At 64.2% G+C, this 22,891-nt stretch carries 27 protein-coding genes and 2 tRNA genes; 10 read left to right on the top strand and 19 right to left on the bottom strand.

From position 1 onward, the window contains the following. Positions 1-69: 69 nt before the first annotated feature. The 9 genes from DVK01_RS05190 to DVK01_RS05155 form a co-directional block, all read right to left on the bottom strand. Positions 70-867, bottom strand: a complete 798-nt coding sequence (locus DVK01_RS05190) for an SDR family oxidoreductase (RefSeq protein WP_101351221.1) — start codon at positions 865-867, stop codon at positions 70-72. Then, positions 857-1,525 (bottom strand): non-canonical purine NTP pyrophosphatase, encoded by a 669-nt coding sequence (locus DVK01_RS05185; protein ID WP_101351220.1) that lies wholly within the window; start codon positions 1,523-1,525, stop codon positions 857-859. Before DVK01_RS05185 ends, DVK01_RS05190 begins: the two co-directional genes overlap by 11 nt. Positions 1,526-1,570: 45 nt before the next feature. Continuing rightward, positions 1,571-1,846 (bottom strand): DUF5808 domain-containing protein, encoded by a 276-nt coding sequence (locus DVK01_RS05180; RefSeq protein ID WP_004590574.1) that lies wholly within the window; start codon positions 1,844-1,846, stop codon positions 1,571-1,573. Positions 1,847-2,121: 275 nt separating this feature from the next. Continuing rightward, the gene (locus tag DVK01_RS05175; RefSeq protein ID WP_121535720.1) at positions 2,122-3,771 is read right to left on the bottom strand and encodes a bifunctional N(6)-L-threonylcarbamoyladenine synthase/serine/threonine protein kinase; all 1,650 of its coding nucleotides are present in this window, start codon (positions 3,769-3,771) and stop codon (positions 2,122-2,124) included. A gap of 9 nt (positions 3,772-3,780) precedes the next feature. Beyond that, positions 3,781-3,915, bottom strand: coding sequence for a 30S ribosomal protein S27ae (locus DVK01_RS05170; protein ID WP_004516109.1), 135 nt, complete (start codon positions 3,913-3,915; stop codon positions 3,781-3,783). Then, the gene (locus tag DVK01_RS05165; protein WP_053966642.1) at positions 3,916-4,224 is read right to left on the bottom strand and encodes a 30S ribosomal protein S24e; all 309 of its coding nucleotides are present in this window, start codon (positions 4,222-4,224) and stop codon (positions 3,916-3,918) included. It lies immediately after the preceding gene. Positions 4,225-4,376: 152 nt separating this feature from the next. Then, positions 4,377-5,384: an AAA family ATPase gene (locus DVK01_RS05160; protein ID WP_121535717.1), complete on the bottom strand. Its 1,008-nt coding sequence runs from the start codon at positions 5,382-5,384 to the stop codon at positions 4,377-4,379. A 150-nt stretch (positions 5,385-5,534) separates the two neighbouring features. Continuing rightward, on the bottom strand, positions 5,535-5,675 hold the full coding sequence (locus tag DVK01_RS22100; protein WP_198560195.1) for a hypothetical protein: 141 nt from the start codon (positions 5,673-5,675) through the stop codon (positions 5,535-5,537). A 310-nt stretch (positions 5,676-5,985) separates the two neighbouring features. After that, positions 5,986-6,056 (bottom strand) — tRNA-Gly (locus DVK01_RS05155). A 165-nt stretch (positions 6,057-6,221) separates the two neighbouring features. Between DVK01_RS05155 and DVK01_RS05150 the strand changes: the two genes are divergently transcribed. Further along, positions 6,222-7,055: an NAD+ synthase gene (locus tag DVK01_RS05150; protein ID WP_101351217.1), complete on the top strand. Its 834-nt coding sequence runs from the start codon at positions 6,222-6,224 to the stop codon at positions 7,053-7,055. A 6-nt stretch (positions 7,056-7,061) separates the two neighbouring features. On the opposite strand, the gene DVK01_RS05145 is transcribed toward DVK01_RS05150, so the two are convergent. Together DVK01_RS05145 and DVK01_RS05140 are read right to left on the bottom strand one after the other, a co-directional pair. After that, the gene (locus DVK01_RS05145; RefSeq protein WP_121535714.1) at positions 7,062-7,832 is read right to left on the bottom strand and encodes a DUF3105 domain-containing protein; all 771 of its coding nucleotides are present in this window, start codon (positions 7,830-7,832) and stop codon (positions 7,062-7,064) included. Between the two features lie 38 nt (positions 7,833-7,870). Next, positions 7,871-8,545 (bottom strand): enoyl-CoA hydratase/isomerase family protein, encoded by a 675-nt coding sequence (locus DVK01_RS05140; RefSeq protein ID WP_101351215.1) that lies wholly within the window; start codon positions 8,543-8,545, stop codon positions 7,871-7,873. A gap of 60 nt (positions 8,546-8,605) precedes the next feature. Here DVK01_RS05140 and DVK01_RS05135 point away from each other — a divergent pair, with 60 nt between their 5' ends. From DVK01_RS05135 to DVK01_RS05125, 3 genes are all read left to right on the top strand, one after another. Then, complete coding sequence (locus DVK01_RS05135) at positions 8,606-9,262, top strand: hypothetical protein (RefSeq protein WP_101351214.1); 657 nt, start codon at positions 8,606-8,608, stop codon at positions 9,260-9,262. Between the two features lie 67 nt (positions 9,263-9,329). Beyond that, a tRNA-Thr gene (locus DVK01_RS05130) sits at positions 9,330-9,401 on the top strand. A 352-nt stretch (positions 9,402-9,753) separates the two neighbouring features. Next, positions 9,754-10,761: a restriction endonuclease gene (locus DVK01_RS05125; RefSeq protein ID WP_121535711.1), complete on the top strand. Its 1,008-nt coding sequence runs from the start codon at positions 9,754-9,756 to the stop codon at positions 10,759-10,761. Between the two features lie 37 nt (positions 10,762-10,798). On the opposite strand, the gene DVK01_RS05120 is transcribed toward DVK01_RS05125, so the two are convergent. The 6 genes from DVK01_RS05120 to DVK01_RS05100 form a co-directional block, all read right to left on the bottom strand. Further along, positions 10,799-11,242: an acyl-CoA thioesterase gene (locus tag DVK01_RS05120; RefSeq protein WP_101351212.1), complete on the bottom strand. Its 444-nt coding sequence runs from the start codon at positions 11,240-11,242 to the stop codon at positions 10,799-10,801. Between the two features lie 127 nt (positions 11,243-11,369). Continuing rightward, positions 11,370-11,918 (bottom strand): KH domain-containing protein, encoded by a 549-nt coding sequence (locus DVK01_RS05115; RefSeq protein WP_004590591.1) that lies wholly within the window; start codon positions 11,916-11,918, stop codon positions 11,370-11,372. 67 nt (positions 11,919-11,985) lie between these two features. Next, positions 11,986-12,921, bottom strand: coding sequence for a serine/threonine-protein kinase Rio1 (rio1, locus tag DVK01_RS05110; protein WP_121535708.1), 936 nt, complete (start codon positions 12,919-12,921; stop codon positions 11,986-11,988). A 41-nt stretch (positions 12,922-12,962) separates the two neighbouring features. Beyond that, entirely contained in the window at positions 12,963-13,250 is a 288-nt protein-coding gene (eif1A, locus tag DVK01_RS05105; protein WP_004516096.1) for a translation initiation factor eIF-1A, read from the bottom strand. Positions 13,251-13,372: 122 nt separating this feature from the next. Continuing rightward, a complete protein-coding gene (locus DVK01_RS22795; RefSeq protein ID WP_255410202.1) occupies positions 13,373-13,501 on the bottom strand; it encodes a hypothetical protein in 129 nt (42 codons plus the stop codon). Beyond that, entirely contained in the window at positions 13,494-15,017 is a 1,524-nt protein-coding gene (locus DVK01_RS05100; protein ID WP_121535705.1) for an aldehyde dehydrogenase family protein, read from the bottom strand. The genes DVK01_RS22795 and DVK01_RS05100 overlap by 8 nt, the downstream gene beginning before the upstream one ends. 189 nt (positions 15,018-15,206) lie before the next feature. On the opposite strand from DVK01_RS05100, the gene DVK01_RS05095 reads away from it, so the two are divergent. Beyond that, positions 15,207-15,923, top strand: a complete 717-nt coding sequence (locus DVK01_RS05095; RefSeq protein ID WP_101351209.1) for a helix-turn-helix domain-containing protein — start codon at positions 15,207-15,209, stop codon at positions 15,921-15,923. A gap of 1 nt (position 15,924) precedes the next feature. Here DVK01_RS05095 and DVK01_RS05090 read toward each other — a convergent pair whose 3' ends face one another. Continuing rightward, positions 15,925-16,761 carry a proline dehydrogenase family protein gene (locus DVK01_RS05090; RefSeq protein WP_121535702.1) on the bottom strand — a complete coding sequence of 279 codons (837 nt, stop codon included), beginning with the start codon at positions 16,759-16,761 and terminating at the stop codon, positions 15,925-15,927. A gap of 71 nt (positions 16,762-16,832) precedes the next feature. Next, on the bottom strand, positions 16,833-17,804 hold the full coding sequence (locus DVK01_RS05085; protein ID WP_101351206.1) for a proline racemase family protein: 972 nt from the start codon (positions 17,802-17,804) through the stop codon (positions 16,833-16,835). A gap of 140 nt (positions 17,805-17,944) precedes the next feature. Here DVK01_RS05085 and DVK01_RS05080 point away from each other — a divergent pair, with 140 nt between their 5' ends. From DVK01_RS05080 to DVK01_RS05060, 5 genes are read left to right on the top strand one after another with little or no spacing between them, the layout of a single operon-like run. Next, complete coding sequence (locus tag DVK01_RS05080; RefSeq protein ID WP_101351205.1) at positions 17,945-19,252, top strand: ABC transporter substrate-binding protein; 1,308 nt, start codon at positions 17,945-17,947, stop codon at positions 19,250-19,252. Positions 19,253-19,282: 30 nt separating this feature from the next. Beyond that, positions 19,283-20,200: a branched-chain amino acid ABC transporter permease gene (locus tag DVK01_RS05075; RefSeq protein WP_101351204.1), complete on the top strand. Its 918-nt coding sequence runs from the start codon at positions 19,283-19,285 to the stop codon at positions 20,198-20,200. Then, complete coding sequence (locus DVK01_RS05070; RefSeq protein WP_121535699.1) at positions 20,197-21,306, top strand: branched-chain amino acid ABC transporter permease; 1,110 nt, start codon at positions 20,197-20,199, stop codon at positions 21,304-21,306. Before DVK01_RS05075 ends, DVK01_RS05070 begins: the two co-directional genes overlap by 4 nt. Further along, positions 21,299-22,111, top strand: a complete 813-nt coding sequence (locus tag DVK01_RS05065; RefSeq protein ID WP_101351202.1) for an ABC transporter ATP-binding protein — start codon at positions 21,299-21,301, stop codon at positions 22,109-22,111. The genes DVK01_RS05070 and DVK01_RS05065 overlap by 8 nt, the downstream gene beginning before the upstream one ends. Beyond that, positions 22,108-22,830: an ABC transporter ATP-binding protein gene (locus DVK01_RS05060; protein ID WP_101351201.1), complete on the top strand. Its 723-nt coding sequence runs from the start codon at positions 22,108-22,110 to the stop codon at positions 22,828-22,830. Before DVK01_RS05065 ends, DVK01_RS05060 begins: the two co-directional genes overlap by 4 nt. Positions 22,831-22,891: the final 61 nt, after the last annotated feature.

Genomic DNA, 22,891 nt, shown 5'->3' with positions numbered 1-22,891 from the left:
CCGGCGGACGAAAACCAGACAGGAGACGAGACGAACACTGGATTCAACGGCAGTCTCGGAACTGATTCTCTACCTGTCTTGGTTGACCAGCGCTGCAACGCGCCGGACGACCCAGCGCGGTGTCACCCGCACCAATCGGTCGATAAGCCGCATCGACCGCCGCGGAATGACGACAGTCTCACCAGCCGCGGCCCCGGTATACGCCGCCGATGCGACGGCCTCGGGCGAGTTCGTGGCAACCGACCCAACCGTCGAGTCCGTCATCCCTGCTCGCTCCTGAAACTCTGTGTCGACTGGGCCGGGACAAACCACCGTCACGTCGACCGGTGTTTCCCGGCATTCCTCTGCGAGCGCTTCGCTGAAGCTGTTGATGTACGCTTTGCTTGCGTAGTAGCCGGCGAGGTTCGGCCCCGGCTGGAATCCGGCGACTGAACCCATATTGATAACCGCACCGCCATCGTCGAACTCGTCGATGAATAGTCGGGTCAATTCGACCGGGAGCATGACGTTCAGGCGCAACTGCGTCCGCTCTTCCGACAGATCACTTTCGGCGAACGGGCCGTATGTCCCCACGCCGACGTTGTTAACGAGGACATCAATGGTTAGACCGCGCTCGGTCACCTCCTCGTACAGCGATTCGGCGGCCGTCGCGTGGTCGAGGTCCATCACAATAGAGGTCGCTGTGACTCCCCTTGTTTCGAGGTCCTCGGCCAGCCGCTCCAGTTTCCGCTCGCTCCGGGCGACCAGCACTACGTCGTGGCCGCGTGCCGCGAACTCACGCGCTAACGCTTCGCCGATGCCCGCCGATGCACCGGTTATCAACGCGGTGCCGCCGGTCCCGACGACCGACACGTCGCTACCGCTCACCGTACCACTCCGCGAACTTCGCCAGCGCTCGCCCACGGTGGGAGATGGCGTTCTTCTGCTCGGTGCTCATCTCCGCGAAGGTCGTCCCGTCGTGTTCGAAGATGGGGTCGAAGCCGAACCCACCCTCGCCGCGCGGGGCGACGATTTCGCCGTTCACACGCCCTTCGAACAGCTTTACCGGCACTGTCTCGCTGCTCTTTGCGCTCCCGTCGTGAACCTGCTCGTCAGTCGTCGCTGCGCCGCGGGCGTCGGCCGACAGGTCCTGTCCGCGCCGGGCCTCGCGGTCGATGCCGTCCGGGTCCGGCGTCGCCTCGAAGCCTTCGCCGTCGCAGTAGGCGATGACTGTTTTGAACGCCGCGCCGCGGTCGTCCTCTGGTTCGGTCATGCGCCACACGCGCTCGACGCCGACCGTGTCCTCGACGTACGAGGAGTACGGCCCGGGGAACCCATCGAAAGCGTCGATGAACAGCCCCGCATCGTCGACGATGACCGGCCCGCCCGCTGCGTGATAGGCCGCTCGTGCCCCCTCTGCCGCGACCGTTCGCAGGTCGTCGGCCTGGACCTCCGGGTAGTCGAAGTCGAACTGCTGGACATCGTCGTCGAGATACTCGGTCGCCTCCCGGACTTTCCCGGGGTTAGTCGTGACAAAATTGAGCATACCGGCACACAGCGGCCGGCGATAAAAGAGCCGTCGAAACAGCTGTCAGTCGACAACGACTTCGACCGGCTCGTCCTCGCTCTCGGACTCGAACTCCTCGCTGCTGCCGCCGCGTTCGAGGTACAGCATCACGCCAGCGACCGCCAGCACGACCCACGAGCGCCAGTTCGCCAGGTTCAGCGTGTAGCCGATGCCGAACGGTTTTTCGACCAGCATGTCATCGCCCGGCTTCCAGTAGGCCGACACCAACCGCTTGAGGCTCGGTCGTTCGAAGTTGTACGGCACGCCGAACAACGTTCCCGACTGGGGTTTTTCTGCCATACTGCGTTCTACTCGGGCCGAGGTTAAACCATTTGTCCACCACCTTCTTCGTCGTCACCGTTCCTCGCTCGCTTCGCTCGCTGCGGGGACGGCTCTCTGCTCACGGGCGCGAAGCGCCCGTTCGCACGGTCAGCGGGACCTTCAGTCCCGCTTGACTCGAAAAACGCGGGCGAAAAAAAGCGCGAATCGCGGAGCGATTCGCGTGAGATCGCGGCCGGAGGCCGCGGTATGCTTGCTCCGCCGACCGCAACTCAGCACCGCCCGTGGTTCATATCCTACTGATATCGGCCACGACCCTCGATGTCGTCGAGGCTGGCGAACACCGAATCGGCGTGGTCGCTCTCCGTTCGATAGGCGTCTTCGGCTGCCGACAGCAGCGTCTCGGGGTCGTCCGCGGTGCCGGCGAGCGACTGGGCGAGGACGTGGAGGTCCATCGCGTGGTCCTCTGCCTCCTGCGTGTAGTAGCCGAGGCCGAAATCGATGAGGAAGGTCTGGTCTCCCTGTCGGTCCCAGCTGCCGACCCTGACGTTTCGCGTCGTCGGGTCGCCGTGGACGAAGCCGGCGTCGTGGATGCGGGCGAGCCAGCGGCCCACGTCGGCGACCCGCGACTCGGACAGCCCCTCGCGGAGGTCGGTCTCGCCGACGCGCTGGAAGACGATGCGGGCGTCCTGCGGGTCCACGTCCCGGACCAGCGGCGTCGGGACGCCGTGGCGGCGCGCCTCGCTGGTGAGCCGGGCCTCCTGTCTGGTGCGTTCGGTCCGCAGGCGCTCGTCCAGTGTTGGATGGCGGTAGCTCCGCGGCACTCGCTCTTTGATAACGCGGTCCCCGTCGAAGCGGACGGTCGCCTCCGCGCCCTGGACTTCGTCGTCCGCCGCCCGATAGCTGTCCACCGACTCTTCGGTCCCGCGCCAGGTGACGGCCACCTCGTCGGGCCGGAAGTTCGAGTCGATACGGGAGTCCTCGATGGCGATGGTGTCGCCGGCCGCGTACATCTTCGCGCCCAGAATCGCTATCATCCCGGCGTTGTCCCGCAGGAAGCGGTGTTCGGGGGCGTAAAACGTTGCGCCGCGTTGCTCGCACATCTCGCCGAGCATCCGCTGGAGGCGGTCGTTCTGGCCGACGCCGCCGCCGAGCACCAGTTCGTCGGCACCGGTCAGCGACAGCGCCCGCTCGGCCACCTCCGTCAGCATGGCGAAGATGGTCTCCTCCATGCCGCGACAGACATCGTCCACTGGGACGCCGTCGTCGACGGCCTGCTTGGCGGCGCTCATGATGCCCGAGAAGGAGAAGTCCATCCCCTTGACCACGTAGGGCAGTTCGTGGTACTCGCCGTCGCGGGCGTGTCTTTCGACCTTCGGTCCGCCGGGGTGGGACCAGCCGACGTGGCGCGTGAACTTGTCGATGGCGTTGCCGACGCCGGTGTCCATCGTCTCGCCCAGCACCCGGTACCGGCCGTTCCGATAGCCCAGGATGTGGGCGTTCGCGCCGGAGGCGTTGAGACACACCGGCGAGTCGAAGCCCGACCGGTGGCGGCCCACTTCGAGGTGGGCGACCATGTGGTTCACGCCGACTAGCGGCACGTCGAACCGCTGGGCGACCGCCCGAGCGGCTGTGGCGACGATACGCAGGCAGGGGCCAAGTCCCGGGCCACGAGCGAAGGCCACCGCGTCGATTGGCGCGCTGTCGTCCCCGTTTGCACCGCCAGCCCGCTCGTGTGCGTGTTCGATGGCCATCTCGACAACGGTCGGAATGGCCTCGCCCATGTGTTCGGCGGCCTCGCGCGGGTGGATGCCGCCGCTATCCGGCGCGTAGGCGTCAGTCTCGATAAAAACGTGGTCGTCGTCGGTCGCCCGGGCCGGGTCCGGCGTCTCGAACACCGCAGCACTGGCTGCCCAGGCGGTTCCTTCGATACCCAGAACGCGCATCGGGCGGCCTTACTTCCACTCGGTGTAGCCGCACTTCCCGCAGTGCTGGCGGTCCTCGTGTTCGGCGAGGACGGTGTCGCCACACCGGGGACAGGTCTCGCGGTCGAGTTCGCCGTCGTCGTTGTAGTACTCGTTGTGTGGCATCTATGCTTCCTCCGCTTCCTCTTCGCCGTCGGCAACAATCTTGTTGCGTTCGAGCATGTGGTCTTGCTCGACGTCACGGGCGTACTCGGGGCTGTCGTAGACCTTCGCGTAGCCGACCGTCTTCCGCATGCCGAACTTGGTGTCGAGCTTGTGGATGACGACTTCCTCGGCGTCCTTGTTCAGCGTGGCCGCAAGAGAGTCGCGGACAGAGAGACGGGAGGGGGTGGCTTCGTCGTGGACGACCTCGAACCGGACGTCCGTGCGGTGCAACATGGGATTCTCGTCTTCTTCGATGATGTCGATATCCATGGTTCGTTGTCCGTATCTACCCGCCGAAGCGCGTAAAAGGATTTCGAAGCGGTTGACGCCGTCTCCGTCCGCGATTCCGTGTCGCTGCGTCCCGACGCCGTCCGGCGGCTCCGCCGAGGCCCGCCGTGGCGGCGCGTCCGGGCGGGAGCGGCCTACTGCTGGCCCAGCTGTGCCAGCAGGCGCGAGAGGTGAATTCGCTCGTTGGCCGCGTCGACCAGCGCCATGTCCGTCTCGCCGGCCAGTCGGTGGACCTCCGCGAGTCGGTCCCCGGAGTAGCGCGACCGGGCCACGTCCAGCATGTCGTCGAGGATATCGGACGCGCCGTACCCTTCATCGACGAGCAGGTCGTCCAGCGTCGACCGCGCGTCGGTAAAGCGCCCGTCCTCGGCCGCCTTGACCATCTGCTCGACCTGGTCATCGGCCTCGACGGCGTTCAGCGTCTCGAAGGCGGCGTCCATCGTCACTTCGCCCTCCGCCTCGGCGGTCGTCTGAGCGGCCAGCACGGCCGTCCGGAGGTCCCCCTCCGCGTAGCCGGCGACGTACTCGATGCCGTCGTCGTCGTGGTCGACCTCCTCCGCGGTGACGATGTCCTCAAGTACCGACACCGTCTCCTCGTGGGTCGGCTCGCGCATCACGACCGGGAAACACCGCGAGCGGATCGGCGGAATAACAGCAGAGGGCTGGCGCGTCGCAATGACGAACTGCGTCGCCTCGTAGTACTGCTCCATCACTCGGCGCAGCGCCTGCTGGAAGTCCTCGCGCATCCCCTCGGCGTTGTCCAGCAGGATGGTCTTGTAGCTGCCCGACACCGGCGAGTAGCTTGCCGACTCCTTGAGAACGTGGTTGATGAGGTCGGCTTTCGAGGACTCGCGCCGTCGCTTGCTGTCGATGAACGACGCGAACCGCGGGTCGTTGGCGACCTCCTTTTTTGTCATGCCGAACACGTCGGCCATATTGAGTTCGGTGAAGTCCGCGTCGGGATTCTCGTGGACCTCTCGGGCAAAAGCCCGGACAGCGGCCGTCTTCCCGCTGCCTTTCGGCCCATGGACCAGGAGGTTCATCGGCTCCTCGATGGCTCCCTGTAGGTGCTCGCGGGCCTTCGGCTGGCGGATATCCGACAACTCCGGGGCGTGTGTCTCCGTCCACAGCGGCGCGTCCATCTGTTGGCACTGGGTATGCCCGGCCCCGACAAGTATTCCGCGGTCCGCGGGTTCACGCCGAGTGACCTCACTCGCCACAGCAGAACAGGACGGGGCGCTGATTGCCCCAGCTATCGGCTCGCACGCACACGAAGCGACCGAGACGGCCGGTTACGAGTCCATGCGTTCGGCCTCGGGCTGCCACCCGCACTCCACGCACTCGAACTCCCCGTCGGCTGTCTTGATTACCGGCTCGTTGCATTCCTTACACTCCAGCAGGGGGTTGTGTGGCCGAGTGGATGGTCGAGGCATATGTTAACGTGATTCACATTCTTCGGACATAACTGTTCACCCTACGTACCTAGAACCCTCCGCAGGGCTGTCCGTGCGTGCCCCGTTTCGGCTCTCCCTGTCGGTTTCGGGCGGTTCGCAGTACAATTCGCTGGCCGGGAGTGAGCACTCACAGAGCGATTGCGAACATCGGGCGGGAAGCGACCGAAGGAAGTGCGCCGGCCGGGAATTGAACCGCCCGAAGACGGTCACTCGCTTCGCTCGTGCTGCGTCTTCTGTGCTTCAATTCCCTCTGTAGCCCATTCGCTCCTCACATCCGTTCGTCGCAGAATGCGCCGGCCGGGAATTGAACCCGGGCTATTGCCTTGGGAAGGCAATGTCCTACCACTGGACCACCGGCGCTCGGTGACCGGGGCTTGCGGCCCCTGCGGGACCGCCAACCGCCAGCGTGCTTCGTACCGGACTGTCAACAGCGGCCGCACTTGAACGTAGCGTTTTGACTGGACGCGCGTCCGAAAATATCACGTCGATAGATGGGTATTAGTTCCGCCCGTCCAACCAGTAGACATGGCAACGGCCGAATCCATTGTCCGTGCCGATGAGCCGCTGGACCTGTCGTTTTCCGACGCCGAGCTGGAGGCGCACCGCGACCACATCACCTCGTTCATCACGGACCAGGTCGACGCCGCCGGCGTCGACACCGTCGTGATGGGGCTGTCGGGGGGCATCGACAGCACGCTCGTCTCCCATCTGGCCGTCGAGGCGCTCGGCCGCGACGCCGTCCACGGGCTCGTGATGCCCAGCGAGGCCAACCGCGCGGACAACATGAGCGACGCCGAGCGGGTCGCAAACGACCTGCTCGGCATCGAGTACGACGTCATCGAAATCAACCCGCTGGTCGACGCGTTCCTCGACGCCTATCCAGACGCTGAGGGCGACCAGCTTGCCGTCGGCAATCTCCGGGTTCGCTGTCGAGCGGTGCTGAACTATCTCGCCGGCAACCACGAACAGGCGCTGGTACTGGGGACTGGAAACCGGAGCGAGGCATTGGTCGGCTACTACACGAAATACGGCGACGGTGCGGTCGACTGCCACCCTATCGCGCCCTTGTACAAACAACAGGTCCGACAGCTGGCGAAACACGTCGGCGTCCCCGACGACCTCGCCGAAAAGACCGCGAGCGCCGAGATGTGGGCCGGGCAAACTGACGCCGACGAGATGGGGATGGACTACGACACGCTCGACTCCATCCTCGCCCTGCACGTCGACGGCGGCGTCCCGGCGGCCGCGACGGCCGACCACGTCGGCGTCCCGACGGACGCCGTCGAGACGGTCCGCGAGATGCACGAGTCGAGCGCCCACAAGCGAGCGATGCCGCCGGGTCCGGACCCGCTGTACTGAGTCACCTCAGCGGACCGGGTTCTCCGGGCCGCGACCCAGGTACTCCGAGAGGAACGCGTGGACGGTCTCGGCGTCGTAGCCGTCCATCGGCAGCTCGTGTCGCCACGCCGTCATGACGTAGGGTGCGCGGGGGTCGTCGCTGGGGTTCGGGACGACGACGACGCTCCGCCAAGTGCCGGTGTGTGTGCTGGAAAAACCCCGAAGACTCTCTCTGGCTCCGGGCGATATCTCGTCGGGGTCGTAGTAGACGATGACCGCGCCGTGTTCGAGCGTGTGGACGAGCGAGCCAAGCAACGGCGTCGCCTCGTAGAAGCCCGCACCCACCGTCGACGCATAGTGTGTCCCGGAGAGCGGCGGAACCCGCTGATAGTCGATGGCGCTGCCCTCTTCGACGTGGTTGGCACCCCGGTCCGGGAACTGCTGGACGCCGGCCAGACGGTCGCTGTCGCCGGTATCGTTGAGCGACGACGCCTCGATTCCGGAGGCTTCGACCGTGGAAAGGGGCTGTGCGCCTGCGGTCCCGACCAGATCTGCGCCACTTCCGCCATCACCGCCACTCAGCTGGGTCACGTACGCCGTGAGCCCGACGGCGAACAGGACGACGACGCCGATAACGATGGGGCCGACCGGAAGGGCGTTCCCGTCTGCGCTGCCGGTCTGTGCCTCGACGCGCCGACGGTCGATAGCCCCCAACTCGCCGTCGTGGGCGTCGGCGAGGTGGTCGAGGTAGGCGTCCTCGCCGTCGAACGATTCCGAGCAATACTCACAGTCGACCATTGCCAACCCGTATGCGAGGCGGCGTCTTGTACCCTTGCCTACTCGGTCTTTGCGTTGAGATCGGCGAAGGCCTGCTGCTCGCGCCGCTCCTGTGTCTCCTTGTCCGCGTCGTCTCGGATCCGTGTTTTCAGCACTCGAAGCGCGTCCCCGTCGACGCCCGCCAACTCCTCAGCGACGGCCCGTGGCTCCGTAGTGAGCCGCGAAACCAGCCCCATCCGCAGCGCCGTCTTTGCGTCGAGCGTTCGGCCGGAAAGTGCGATGTCTAAGGCGTCGCCTGTCCCGACGACCTCGGGGAGCCGTGCCGTCCCCCCCCACGCGCCGAACAGCCCGAGTTTGACACCGGTTTCGGCCAGGGTCGCGTCGGGCGTGGCCACCCGGATGTCACAGGCCAGCGCCAGTTCGACGCCGCCGCCCCGCGCCGCGCCGTCGATACCAGCAACAACGGCCCCGTCGTAGGATTCCAGTGCGTGAGCGACCCGCTGGCCCAGCGCCGCGAACGTCTCGGCGCTCTCCGAATCGAGGGCCTTGACTTCGGTAAGGTCCGCGCCGGCACAGAACGCCTCGCCAGCGCCGTGGAGATACAGCACCGACTCGGTCGCTGCTTCGATTGCTGCTTCGAGGTCACGCAGCGCCGCGCTGGTGAGCGCGTTGCGCTGGTCGGGCCGGTCGAGCGTCAGGGTCCGGATACCATCGCTGCTCGTGGTCTGTACCATGCCTGCTGTGACTCTGCGGTTTCCAAAGGTCTTTGCCCTTCCCGTCGCTAGACCCTCATAATGGAGGAAGTGGCGGCAGTTCGCCGAGCGGCGTTGGCGGCAGTCGACGATGTCGAGCCTGACCGGCTTCACGAGCGGATCGACGCTCGCCTGGACGACGCGTCGCTGGCGCCCGGCGTCCTGACGCTCGTCAGCGCGGGCGCGACCAGCGACCCACCGGTCGATCTGGCTGACGGCGTCGCTGACCGAGCCGCTGGCGTCCAGCTCATCTACGAGGGGCTCTCGCTCACTCGGCAACTGGCCCGGGACGACCCCTGGGTCAGCGGTGACCGCGACACCGCCGACTTGGATATCCTTATCGCGGATATCCTCGTCTCACGTGGCTTCTACCTGCTCGCCAGAACCGAGGCCGCCGACGCTGCTGTCGCTGTCGTCCGCTCGTTTGGCCACGACCAGACAGTCCGTCAGACGACCGACGACGAAAGCCTCGACACCGCGCTGGAAACGGACATTCTGGAACTCGCCGTGGTCGCTGGCGTCACTGCCGCCGGCATCCGACCTACCCCGACGCTTCGCGAGTACGCGACCGAGCTGGCCGTCGACGGCCTCCCGTCGAACGCCGACCTGCTCGGTGAGGAGGTCGCTGACGCGCTCCGAGCGCGAGCTGGGGCAGAACAGCCAACCGGCGACGGGACCGAGGCCGCCGCCGACCACTGAGACTAACCGACACACCGGCCCCGAATCGAAACGACTTTAGACAATTGCCGGATACACATTGATGCGTGCCTGGGTAGCTTAGCGGTAAAGCGCGTCCTTGGTAAGGACGAGACCCCGGATTCAAATTCCGGCCTAGGCTTTTTCCAAGCGAATGACCCAGAGCGCCAGCGATGGGTCCGGAACGCGTGAAACGCTGGACGCGGGATTTGAATCTCTGGAGGGCCAGCAACGCGACGCTGCCTCCGGTTCAAATCCCGCTCCGGGCGTTCCTATTGTGAACAATCCCCACGAGCACCGCTTAGCGTGTGCTCGTCATCGTGAGCGATGAAGCGCACAACAGGGATTTGAACCCTGGAAGTCGCAGCGCCGAACGGAGTGAGGCGACCGTCTTCCGTCGGTTCAAATCCCGGCCGGCTCGATTCTGAAGCGCATCGCCGCGGCCACCGAAACCATGCCCGGCGCTTATGTGAGCGTGGCCGCTGGTGAGAGATATGCAAGCCGCGGCTATGCAAGACCATCTCCGAGACAGGATGTACGAGGTGTCACCGGAGCAGTTCGAGATTCTGTGCAAGATGGTCCTCAGCCGCCGCCTCGATACGGAGTCGATGCAGGTAACAGCGTTCCGGCAGGACGACGGTATCGACGTCGAGGGCGTCATTGAGGAGGATGTCGTCCGGGTGTTGTTCGGCGCGCAGGTCAAGCGATACGACGAGGGCAACACGGTTAGCAACGGGCACGTACAGCGGTTCAGTGGGGCACTGGCGCAAGGGAACTACCAGACGGGAACCTATCTCACCTCCAGTTCGTTCACAGGGCCGGCGAGACGAGCGGCCGAGAACCTTCAGATACACCTCGTCGACGGGGAGCAACTCGCGGCAACGATGGTCAGCAACAACATCGGTGTTGCGGAGAGGGGCAGTGGCTACGAGCTACAGCCGGCCTTTTGGGACGCGCTGACTGAACCGGAGCGGACCGATACGATTCCCTCTAACGAGGTACCGCTTGCCAATAGTTTCGAATCGCTTCGGGAGTTCCTGGCGGCCATCGACGAGACGGGCGGCACTAGAGCGGAAATCAACCGCGCGGTTCCGGAGTTTGATTCGCGGCACGCTGATCTCTATGGCACTGCAGGCTGGCTGTTGGGGTTTGTACACGAGGACACGCCGACGGCGGTCGACGGTCGTGAGGTCCGTCGCTGGGGGTTGACCAAGAACGGCGTCGAGTACCTCCGCCTGCACGAGTCGGGTGACACCGAAGCGGCCCGTGAGCGACTCATCGCTGGCCTTCGACAGGTCGAAGTTGTCGACCGCCTTGCGACGGTGATAGCGGAGCGCGGGTCTCTCTCGCACGATGAGCTGAAGGCGGTACTGGCTGCCGAGACGGACCTGTCCGAGTCGAGCGTGGCTCGCCGAGCGAGTACGCTCGGCCAGTGGCTCACCGTACTCCCAGAGATAGCCGAGCGGCCCGAAGGCCGTAGCAAGAAGTTCGTCAGCGTCTAAGTGTTGGCCGGCGCGCCTCCCAGCCGACTGACTCGCCTCAGTCTCGCTCGGGTTCCTCGGCCAGCGCTCTGTCCCGCAGTTCACGGCACTCCTCGCTTTCGGCGGTCAGTTCGGGGACGGGCGTCGGTTCCCCGTCGTCGACGGCGACGAAGGTGGCGTACGCGCTGGTCGTCTCTTCTGTTTCGCCCGTGTGTGGCTCCTCGCGGGCAACCTCGATGCGGACCCGGACGCTAGTTCGGCCAGTAGCGTAGGCGTATGACTCGATGAGTGCGGTGTCACCGATGGGTATCGGGCGCTCGAAGTCGACGCGAGACATCTGTGCGGTCACGCAGGTCTCTCTGGCGGCCCGCATAGCCGACATCGCGCCGATTTCGTCCATCCACTTCATGACGATGCCGCCGTGGGCGCTCTGGTAGTTGTTCGCGTGAGTCGGCTGGACGCGCTCGCGGTTGACGATGTGCGTCTCGGCGATGGTCGGCATACCTCCACGTAGCGTCTGTTGCGGCAAAACGGTGTGGTGCGCACCTGATACTGCCTGACGGCGACCGCACGAACCGATGCTGTCGCCGCGGCTCGCAGTCGACAGCCACGCGGCCGAACTACCGGCGCTACCCGGTGAACTGGTGGTATTCGAGGCCTTTGTGCTTCATCTCGTTGTGCTTGCGTTCGAGGAACGAGTAGACGGAGCCATGGGGCGCGCCGTCGAGAATCATTTCGGCGGCTTCTCGCACGGCGTCGACCTGTTCGGGGCCGCCGATGATGCCAAGCGTCGAGCCGTAGATGACGACGGCCGCGCCGGAGAGTTCCTGCATGAGTTCCCGAGTCCGGCCGCCCTCGCCGATGAGACGGCCCTTCTGGCGGCGGAAGTCGTTCTTGTTGCGGGAGGCGGCCTCGATATCGATGAGTTCGAACATCATCATGTCGTCCTCAAGCAGCGCCAGCGCGTCGTCGGGCGCGAACCCGCGGCCGATGGCCTTCACGATGTCGGGGCCTTTCAGCGCCGTCACGGGGTCGCCGACTGACTCGACTTTCACCGTGCCGTCCTCGGAATCGATATCCAGCCGGACCTCTGCGCGCTCCTCGATTTCGCGCATGGTCTCACCTCCCTCGCCGATCAGCACACCGATACGGTCCTGCGGAATCTTCACGTGTTGCATAAGTATACCTGCTTTTACGAGGGTCTGCCTGTTTAAAACTTCGGCGTCGGTCACGCCGTGCCGCCGTTCACTCGTCGTCGCGGCGGTCGGCCGGTGTTTCCTGTGGGACAGCGTCGTCGTCGCTGCCCGGCGCGGTGTCGGCTTCGTCTTTCGGCGTCGCGTACTCTCGGACGTACGCGAGCAGGTCCGCTGGCGCGGCGTCGACGCCCTGTCTGGCGAAGAAGTTCGCGACGTTACGGCAGTCCCGTTCCAGAAAGTCGTCGGCGTTGGGATGGTGGATCGTAACCGCCTGCCCGAGGTCGATGATATACAGTTGCCCCTCGTGAAAGACGATGTTGTACTCTGAAAGGTCTCCGTGGACGAGGCCGGCGTCGTACAGCCGACGGACGTACTCCTTGACGACCTCGTACGCCGTCTCGGGGTTCTCGATGTGAACTTCGCTGAGACGTTTGCTGCGGCCCTCTTCCGTCCCGAGATACTCCATGACGAGGACGTTCCGCTCGACGGCGATGGGTTCCGGCGTCCGGACGCCGGCCCGGCGGGCGCGCGTGAGGTTCGACGACTCCTTGCGAACCCACGCGGTAACGACCTTCTTTTTATCAGAGCCGATACCCTCGAAGCGAGGGTCTCCGTCGAGATAGCTCCGCATATCCTTGAAATCAGAGGCGTTGATGCGGTACACTTTGACGGCGACCTCTGTCTCGCCCGACAGCGCCGTGTAGACGTTGGCCTCTTTCCCAGTCGAGATGGGACCGCCGAAGGCGTCGATATGGCCGTCCTGGACGAGCTTGTACAGTGCCCCGTAGGTCGCGTCATCGAAGACGCTGGCCTCGACTTTGAACTGGTCGGCGTCCTTGATTCGCTTGCGGAACTCGCTGAACTCGCGGTCCCGCTTGCGGGCGATACGGTCGGCTTCCGTGTCGGAGACGTCGACTTCTTCCCACTCGTCACCCGGTGAGTCGACATCGTCCGTATCGAGCAGGCCGAACTGCCCCTCGGTCACGCTTGCGCCTCCGTCTGCACCGCGGCCAGATACATGTCAGGCTACTCCTGGATGTGTCCCTCCTCGCGCAGCTGGTCGGCATCCTGTTTTTCGTAGCGCCATGTGATGTCGGCTTTCTCGTCCTGCCAGTCCCATGGTTCGACGAGGACCACGTCGTCTTCGCGTATCCAGATGCGTTTTTGCATCTTGCCCGGAATCCGGGCTGTGCGCTCGACGCCGTCCATACAGCGTACCTTGACGCGGTTCGCGCCAAGCATGTCCATGACGACGGCGAACACCTCGTCCTCTTCCGGCATCCGAAGGTTCTTTCTGCTGTCGTTGTCGCTCATAGACGGTACTTCGACGGGGAGAGGTTTAAGGTTTGGAAAAGTTGGACCGTGAACCCGGTCCGTGGCCCCCGTTTCGGTGTGGGACAGACGCTGGGGCCGTACAGAAACGCGCGGTCGTCGCGTCAGTCAGCGCCGAGGCAACCGACCCACGAGCAGTCGGTGCAGGTCTCGATGCCTTTCGCCGTTGTCGTCTCGCCGCGGCAGCGCGGACAGACGGAGCCGATCTCCGCCGACTGCACGGACTTACTCATCGGTGATGATATCGGCTGACAGACCCTGTGCCATCTCGATATCCTTGGAGTTGTTCAGTGTCCAGGCGGTACGCTCGGTGACGGCCTCGATGACCTCGCGGCCGCTCGGGAGGCCGTTGCCGGACTTCTTGACGCCGCCGAAGGGCAGGTGGACCTCCGCACCGATGCACGGGAGGTTGCCGTAGGCGAGGCCGATTTCAGCCTCGTCGCGGAACTGGTTGATTTGCCGGTAGTCCTCCGAGATGATGGCGCCGGCGAGGCCGTAGTCGACGCTGTTGTGCATCTCCAGGGCCCGGTCGAAGTCACCGGAGTATTCCAGCAGGGCGACGTGGGGACCGAACACTTCCTCGTTGATGCAACGGAGGTCCTCGTCGTAGTCGATTTCGTAGACGAACGGCCCGACCCAGTGGCCCTCCTCGTGGCCCTCGGGAATCTCCTCGGCACCGAGGTCGGCGCGGTCGACGAGCACGTTCGCGCCCTCCTCGCGGGCGAGGTCGTTGTACTTCTTGAACTTCTCGACCTGATCGTCCTCGATGAGCGGCCCCATGAACGTGTCTTCCTCCAGTGGGTCGCCGACGGCGATGTCTTCGGCGACGTCGACGAACCGCTCTTTGAACTCGTCGTACACGTCTTCGTGGACAATAAGTCGCTCCGAGGAGACACACCGCTGGCCGGTCGTCTTGAAGCTGGACATCACGGCCGAGTGAACGGCGATATCGAGGTCCGCTTCCTCCGTGATGACGACGGCATTCTTCCCGCCCATCTCGCAGGCCGCGATCTTGCCGGGCTCGCCGCCGACCTTCGAGGCTATCTTGTGGCCGACCTCGGCGCTGCCGGTAAACAGGACCGTCTCGACGCGGTCGTCTTCGACGATGGCGTTGCCGGCGTCACCGTAGCCCTGCACGAGATTGAACACGCCGTCCGGGATACCCGAGTCCTCGAACATCTCGGCGATGATGTGAGCACACCACGGCGTCTGCTCTGCCGGCTTCCAGACGACGGTGTTACCCTCGACCAGCGTCACGGCGAGGTGCCAGAACGGGATGGCGACCGGGAAGTTCCACGGCGTGATACAGCCGACGACGCCCTTCGGCTTGCGGCGCATGTAGGCGTCCTTGCTGGCGATTTCGGACGGTACCACGTCGCCGTGGGGGTGTCGGGCGTTGCCGGCCGCCCACTCGACCATGTGCCAGGACTCGGTGACATCGGCCAGCCCTTCGCTGATCTCCTTGCCACACTCCATGGTGACGATTTCGCCGAGTTCCTCGTGGCGGTCACGCAGCTCGTGGTAGATGTCCCAGAGGTATTCCGCGCGGTCGATGTGCGAAAGCGAGCGCCACTCGTCGTAGGCGTCCTCTGCCGCGGCCAGTGCGCGGTCGACATCGGCTTCGGTTCCGCGGTGGAACGAGGCGAGCGCCTCGCCGGTGGCCGGGTTCTGGCTTGTGAACGTTTCGTCGCCGGTGCCTGTTGTCCATTCACCGTCGATGTAGTGTCGTCGTGAGTCGTCTGTACTCATGGTAGGTACTGTACGCGTCCCCCACCAATATGTTCCACCGTCCATGGTCAGGGGGCCGGTACCACCCTGATACATCATATACAACCCGGCATTATTTCCCATGGTCGGTGTTCCCCTTATGAACCGCACCTTTATTTGCGTCCATATCGTGACTCCCTTTAGCACCCCTTCATACGGAGGGCGCACAGTATGAGTGAAGCACAAGCAGAACACGGGGGACTCCAGCTTACCCTGAGCATCTGGCATCCTGACTGCTGGACGCTCGAAGTGACCGACAAGACGGCGGCTGGTTTGCTGGCACACGGCGTGTACAACACACAGAACGGTAGCGTAAAGGGCCTGTTCACGGCGTACGCCGACAGTATTAGCGAGGTTGAGGACCTCATCGACGCGACTCGTGACTCGTCGCTGACTGACTCCGTGCTGGAACTGCGCGAGCGCCACGGGGCGACTGGCACGGGCTCGTCACCGGGGAACACGACCCGCGAACTGTTCGTTGAGTACGATCCGGACAACACCATCAGCGACAGCCTGCTCTCGCGCGGGTTCATTCACAACGACCCGGTTCGGGTCCGGCACGGTCGCGAACATTGGCCGGTGTTTTTCGCGGACTCTCGCGACGAAGCCGAGTCACTCCTCGACGAGATCCGCGAGGAGCAGTCAGCCGATATCGAAGTCACGCGAATCACGTCCGCCGGCGGCGGCAATCCGCAGCAGCTCCGGCGGATGGACCGACTCTCGGACAGCCAGCGCGAAGCGTTCGAACTCGCCCGGCAGGAGGATTACTACGCGTGGCCACGGGGTATCTCGACGCGCGAACTCGCGTCGAAGCTCGGCGTTTCGAAGACGACGCTGCTCGAACACCTTCGCAAAGCAGAAGCGAAACTACTCGACCCGGACCAGTAGTTTAACTCAGAACGGCCCGGACGGCAAACAACGCGTTCTCTTTGCGCTCGCGGACACGCCGGTAGAAGTAGGAGAACCACTTGTCGCCGTAGGGGATGTACTGCCACATCGGGACGCCCTCGGCGGCGAGGTCACGCTGGGCGTCGTCGCGGACGCCCATCAGCATCTGCACTTCGTAGTCAGTGCCGTACTCGTCGTGGAGGTCCTTGGCGTAGTCTATCATTGCCGGGTCGTGGCTGCCGACGCCGATGCCGCCATCGAACTCCTCGAACATCAGTTCGAGACAGTCCCGATAGGCTTCGTTGACGCGCTCTTTCTTCTTGTACGAGACCTCCTTGGGCTCGGAGTAGGCCCCCTTGACAAGCCGGACTTTCCCGGGAAGGGGCGCGAGCCGTTGGAGGTCTTCGGGCGTTCGCTTGAGGTTTGCCTGTGTACAGACGCCAATGCCGCCTTCGTGTTCCGTGACGAGCCGTTCGTACGCGTCGAGGGTCACGTCGGTCGTGGTGTAGTCCTCCATATCAACCCAGACGAAGACATCGCGGTCGTCACCCGCCGCGACGATGCGTTCGAGGTTCTCGACGAACACCTCGTCGCCAACGTCGAGGCCGATCTGTGAGGGCTTGACCGAGATAGCGCAGTCGAGGCCGCTCCTGTCGATTTCTTCTATCAGCTCGATGTACTGGTCTGCGTCCTCGTCAGCCGGCTGGCGCTCGTCGTAGTGTTCGCCTAACAGATTTAGGATGCCCTTGACATCGTCGTCGTTGAGTGAAGCGACGTGGTCGAGTGCCCCCGACGCTGTCTCCCCGGCGACGAAGTTGTTCGCTATCGGCGGAATCATTATCGAAACTACGCCACTATATCAGCCTAAACGCACCCCCTACCAAAAAAATCAGCAGTTACTGACTGAAATCAAGCGAGAGTGAAACTGCCGAGCGTATCGTCGTCGGTCCGGTAAAACGTGTGCTCGCCTGTGATATGCGCTGTGCCCGAGACGACCGGGCTGGTCACGGTGACGCCGTTGGCGACGCTGGTTTCGCTGATGTACCCCTCGAATGTTGATCCGACCGGCCCGGTCACTTCGACACGCTCGCCGATAGCGAGATCGCCGTCGGCGTGGTGAAGGGTCAATCGCGCACACGTGCCTGTTCCACAGGGGGAGCGGTCGACGGAACCGTCGGCGAACACCACACAGCTCCGGTCGCTGTCGCCACCACCGGTGAGTTCGACTGCCGAGACGGTCACCCGTGCGCCGGTGACTGGGTCCTCCGGTGCGGCGTCGTTGACTGCTCGGCGGAGTTCCAGTGCGGGGTCGATACACTGCGTGGCGTCTTCACGGTCGAGCGTGACGCCCAGACTGTCGGCGTCAACAACGGCGAAATAGTTCCCCGAATAGACGATACGAGCCTCGACCGGGACGCCGTCCTGTTCGACGGTAATCGTCCCACAGACGTAACTGTCGACGTTTTCGAACGCAACACGGCGAACGACGCCGTCAGCTATCTCGGCCGTCACGTCAACCAGTCCGGCGGGGGTTTCGACGGTCAGTTCTGGTGTCTCGTGGAGTTCGCCCTGTTCGATGAGTGCGGTCACGACCCCGATGAGGCCGTGGCCACACATATCCAGATAGCCGTCAGTATCCATGAAGAAAACCCCGAGGTCGGCCCGGTCTGTCGGCACCGGGACCGCTCCGAACATATCTGCGTGCCCACGGGGCTCCTGCATGAGGAGTTTCCGGACATCGTCAGCCGTAGCTGCAAACTGGTCGCGCTTCTCCCGGACGGTCTCTCCGGTGAGTGTGTCGGCCTCGATCCCGTCGAGCACGATGCGCGTCGGCTCTCCGCCCGTGTGTGTGTCTACTGTAATAAACTCCGTTCGTTGCATAGCCGTAGCGATACTCTATACACCGAACGCGTTCCAGAAGTATTAATTGACGGCTTTCCGTACGCCGTCCAGAACAGGGTACCTACCATGGACGGGGACACGGTTATACAGGGAGTTACGAAAAAGGATATCAGTATACCATGAACGACCATGACAAGCGTTCGATTGACAGGCGAACCGTAATCAAAGCCGCTGCCAGTGCTGGACTCGTCGGCCTCGCTGGCTGTTCAGGTGGTGCTCCCGAAGACGGTGGCGATGGTGGAGACGGCGGCGACGGTAGTGGCAGCGATGGCGAATCAACGGATTCCGCGACGGACTCCGGGTCCGAAACTTACACCATCGGGATGGTTGACAGCCTCTCCGGCTCACTATCGGCGTTCGGACAGCGGAATCAGCGCGGCAAGGAAATCGCGCTTGACGACGTCAACTCGGTCGGCGTCGGTGGCGGCACACTGGAAATCTCACAGCAGGACGACCAGAGCACGAGTCAGGGTGGCGTCAGCGCAGCACAGACGCTGGTCAATCAGGAGGGTGTCCCGCTGCTCATCGGTACCGTCGGCAGCGGTGTCAGCACGGCTATTCACGAAAGCGTCGTCCAGAACACTGACGTCGTCCAGATCAGCCAGAACAGCACCAGCCCGAACCTGACGAACTTCCCAGACCTGCTTCGGATGCCGCCGGCAGGCAAGGCCCAGGCGGAGGCAATTTCGTCGCTCCTCAGCGAGGACGGCAACGAGTCCGCCGCCCTGGCCTGGATTAACAACGATTACGGCCAGTCCGTGGGCGAGGCATTCATCGAGGCCTACGACGGAGAAATCGTCTACAACGAACCCCACGACCAGGGCCAGTCCTCCTACAGCAGCACCATCTCCTCGATGTCCGACACCGACGCTGACGCGTGGGTGTTCATCACCTACCAGCCGGAGTTCGCGACAATGTCTCAGGAGGCGTTCGACCTGGGCGTCACCGATCAGGCCGCCTGGTACGGCGGTGACAGCGTCAAAGGGCCGAAGGTCCTCGAATCCGCTCCCGAGGGGAGCCTCGACGGAATGAAAGCCGTGGTTCCAAGCGTCCCACAGGACGCCGAGAACTACCAGGCGTTCGTCTCGGAGTTCGAGGAGCGCTTCGGCGAGGAACCCACGTCGTGGTCGGCGTACGCGTACGACGCGGTAATCGTCAGCGCACTCGCTATCGAAGCTGCAGACGAGTTCACGGGCTCGGCACTCATGGAGGTCGTCCGGGACGTGACCCGTCCCGAGGGTGAGGAAGCGACCACGTACGAGGAGGCACACGAAATTCTGGCCAACGGTGGCTCGCCGTCGGACGTGGACTACACCGGCGTGAGCGGCCCCATCGACCTCGACGAGAACGGCGACCCCGTCGGGTTGCTACAGGTGTTCGAAGTCGTTGACCACGCGTACGAATCCGCTGGCTTCATCGAGGGCTAAGGCGGCCACGACTCTTTCCCATTTTCACCAATGGCGCAGATATTACAATACCTGGCAAACGGGCTCGTTTTCAGTAGTATCATCATCCTCGGGAGTATCGGGCTCTCGCTGGTCTACAGCATCGCCGATTTCGCGAACTTCGCACACGGCGATACGATGACCCTGGGCGCGTACGGGGCGTTCGTCGCCTTCGGCGTGTTCGGCAGTCTCGGCGGCACCGTTCTCGGCCTCCCAATCGGCTTCTTCCTGGCCCTTGCAGTAGGGATGGCGCTTGCTGCCGTTGTCGCCGTCCTCACCCACGTGCTCGTGTACAAGCCCCTCGATACGGACTCAATCGGGTTGCTTATCACGAGCATCGGCGTGGCGTTCGTCTACCGTGCGGTGCTACAGGGGACGTTCGGGACTGACTTTCTACAGTACGACATCAGCCGTAGCGGACCGATTCCGCTGCTGCTGGACACACTTGATGTCGCCGTGACACAGCGAGACGTGGCGATCATCGTCAGCGCGGCGGTGCTCGTCGTCGCCCTGCACCTCCTGCTTCAGCGGACGACGCTGGGCCGGAAGATGCGCGCGACGGCCGACAACCCCGACCTCGCACGCGTGAGCGGTATCCGAACTGACCGCGTCATTCTCGTCATGTGGGTCGTCGGCAGCGCTCTGGCTGCCGCCGGCGGCGTTTTCCTCGCGTTGTACAGTCAGCTTGACCCCCGAATCGGCTTCAACATCTTGCTGGTCGTGTTCGCCGCGGTCATCCTCGGTGGTATCGGCTCGGTGTACGGCGCGATGCTCGGTGGCCTTCTCATCGGGATGCTCCACGAACTGACGCCGCTGCTCAGCGATGTCGGCCTTCCGATTAGCAACGCCTACGCGCCGGCTGTCGCGTTCGTCATCATGGTCGCGGTTCTGCTTGTCAGGCCTCGCGGCATCGCGGGTGATATGACATGAGCACGCTTGATGTCGGTGCCTATTCGGCCCGCGAGAAAGGCGTCGTGGGACTGCTCGGCGCGCTCGGTGCACTCCTGCTCCTGGCGGTTGTGACTGGCTTCCTCGCCCCGGCGTACCTGCTGTATCTCGTTGGGCTGTCGGCGATGTACATGCTCCTCTCGATGGGGCTGAACGTCCAGTGGGGGTACGGCGGCATGATTAACTTCAGCGTCGCGGCCTTCTTCGGCCTCGGCGCGTACGGGACGGCCCTGCTGACGGCGTCCGGGTCGCCCATCGCCGGCGGCGTCAGCCCCGTCGTCGCGCTGTTTGGGGGCCTCGGCCTCGCCGCGGTGCTCGCGGTGATTATCGGCTACCCGACGCTGAAGCTCCGGGACGACTACCTCGCCATCGCGTCGCTGGGCCTCGCGGAGGTCGTCCGCATCTTCATCCTCAACGAATCGCAGTGGACGGCGGGCAGCGCCGGCCTGACCGGCATCCCGCTGTTTTTCTCCGACTGGCCCGTGCTGGGCGACCTGACTTACCCGTACGTCTTCTACGTGGGCGGAGCTCCGCTGTTTTACACGACGCAGTCGGTCGTCACCAGCTTCCTGAACGTCGTCCTCGTCACTGTTATTGTGGCGGCGGTTTACCTGTTCCTCCGCCGCATCCACCGGTCGCCGTGGGGCCGCGTCCTGCGGACGATTCGGACCGACGAGGACCTCGCGGAGACGCTGGGCAAGAACACCTTCGCGTTCAAGATGCAGGCGTTCGTCATCGGGAGCCTCATCATGGCGCTCGCCGGCGTGTTCTACTCCCACCTCGTGTTGTTCGTCAGCCCACAGGACCTTCAGCCAATCACGACATTCTACGTCTGGGTCGCCGTCATCCTCGGCGGCACGGGCAGCGACCGCGGCGCGATGCTCGGTGGGTTCACCATCGTCGCCATCCAGCAGGGGACCCGCTTCATGACCGACACGGGCGCGCTCCCAATCGGCGCGGCACCGCTCCGGCTCATGCTGGTCGGCCTGCTCATCATCTTCATCGTCAGGCTCCGCCCGGAGGGGATTCTCCCGCCGGAGCGCGAACTCATCTGGCCCGACTCGCTGGGCGGTGGTCGCGATGAGTGAGCAGTCGCTCGTCTCAGACGGGCCAATTCTCGGGAAGGACGATCCGGTGCTCCGGGCCGAAGGACTGGAGAAACGCTTCGGCGGTCTTGTGGCGACTGACGACGCGTCCATCGAGGTCGAACGCGGCACGATTACGGGCCTCATCGGTCCCAACGGGGCCGGTAAATCGACGCTGTTCAATCTCGTCTCGGGCTTTTACGAACCCGATGCAGGCTCCGTCTCGGTCAACGGCGTCGACGTGACCGGCCAGAAGCCCCACGAAATCGCCGATCAGGGGATGATTCGGACGTTCCAGACGCCGCGGAAACCGGAGGGGATGACCGTTCGGGAGGCGCTACTGGTTGGGCCACACAACCAGACCGGGGAATCGATTATCCCGCTGTTCACCTCGCCGAGCACCGTCGAACAGGAGGAACGGCGCTCGCTGGAACAGGCCCAGCAGATGCTCGAACGGTTCGAGATCGGCGATCTGGCCACCCAGCCCGCAACGGACCTCTCGGGTGGACAGATGAAACTGGTCGAACTGGCCCGCGGGATGATGGCCGAACCCGACCTGCTCCTGCTCGACGAGCCCGTCGCCGGCGTCAACCCCGTGCTGGCCGACAAACTGGCCGGGTTCATCGAGGAACTCAACGAGGAGGGGATCACCTTCCTCATCATCGAACACGACATGAACTTCATCATGCGACTGGCCGACCCGATTATCGTCCTCAATCAGGGGAGTGTCCTCGTCGAGGGGCCGCCCGAGGCGGTCCGGAGCGACGAGCGCGTCATCGACGCCTATCTGGGAGGGCCGTCGGAATGACTGACCCAATCCTCACCGTCGACGGCGTCGACAGCGGCTACGGCGAGGTGCAGGTGCTCGACGACCTCTCGCTGACGCTCGGCGAGGGGGAGATCGCCTGCCTCGTCGGCCCGAACGGGGCCGGCAAGTCTACTGTCCTCAAGACGGTGTTCGGGATGCTGGAGCCCTGGACCGGCTCGGTCCGTCTGGGCGACCGCGAAATCGGCGGGATGGCTCCAGAAGACATCGTCCGAATCGGCGTCGGCTACGTTCCACAGACCGAGAACGTGTTCGGGTCGCTGACCATCGACGAGAACCTCCGGATGGGTGGGGTCGCCCGCGACGGCGGCCTCGACGAGGTCGTGGCCGAACTGTACGACCGGTTCCCCATCCTCGACGACAAGCGCAGCGCGAACGCGAAGACGCTGTCGGGCGGTCAGCGGCAGGTGCTGGCCTTCGCCCGCGCGCTCGTGATGGAGCCCGACGTGTTGCTCATCGACGAGCCAAGCGCCGGGCTGGCACCGAACACTGCCAAAGAGGTGTTCGACGACGTGGAGACGGTCAACGAACTGGGCACCTCGATCCTGATGGTCGAGCAGAACGCCCGCGAGGGACTGGGTATCTCAGACCGCGGGTTCGTCCTCGACCAGGGGACGGTCAAGTTCGAGGGCGAGGCCGACTCGCTGCTCGACGACCCGGAGGTGTCCCGGCTGTATCTCGGCGGCGAATCCCGTCGCTGAGGCCTCGGTTCGCTGTTTTCGTCGCGCTCGTCGCGGAGCCACAGCAACGACTTCCCGGGTG

This window comes from Haloarcula sp. Atlit-120R (assembly GCF_003665885.1).
Taxonomy (GTDB): domain Archaea; phylum Halobacteriota; class Halobacteria; order Halobacteriales; family Haloarculaceae; genus Haloarcula; species Haloarcula taiwanensis.
This window is presented reverse-complemented; position numbering and strand designations above follow the sequence as displayed.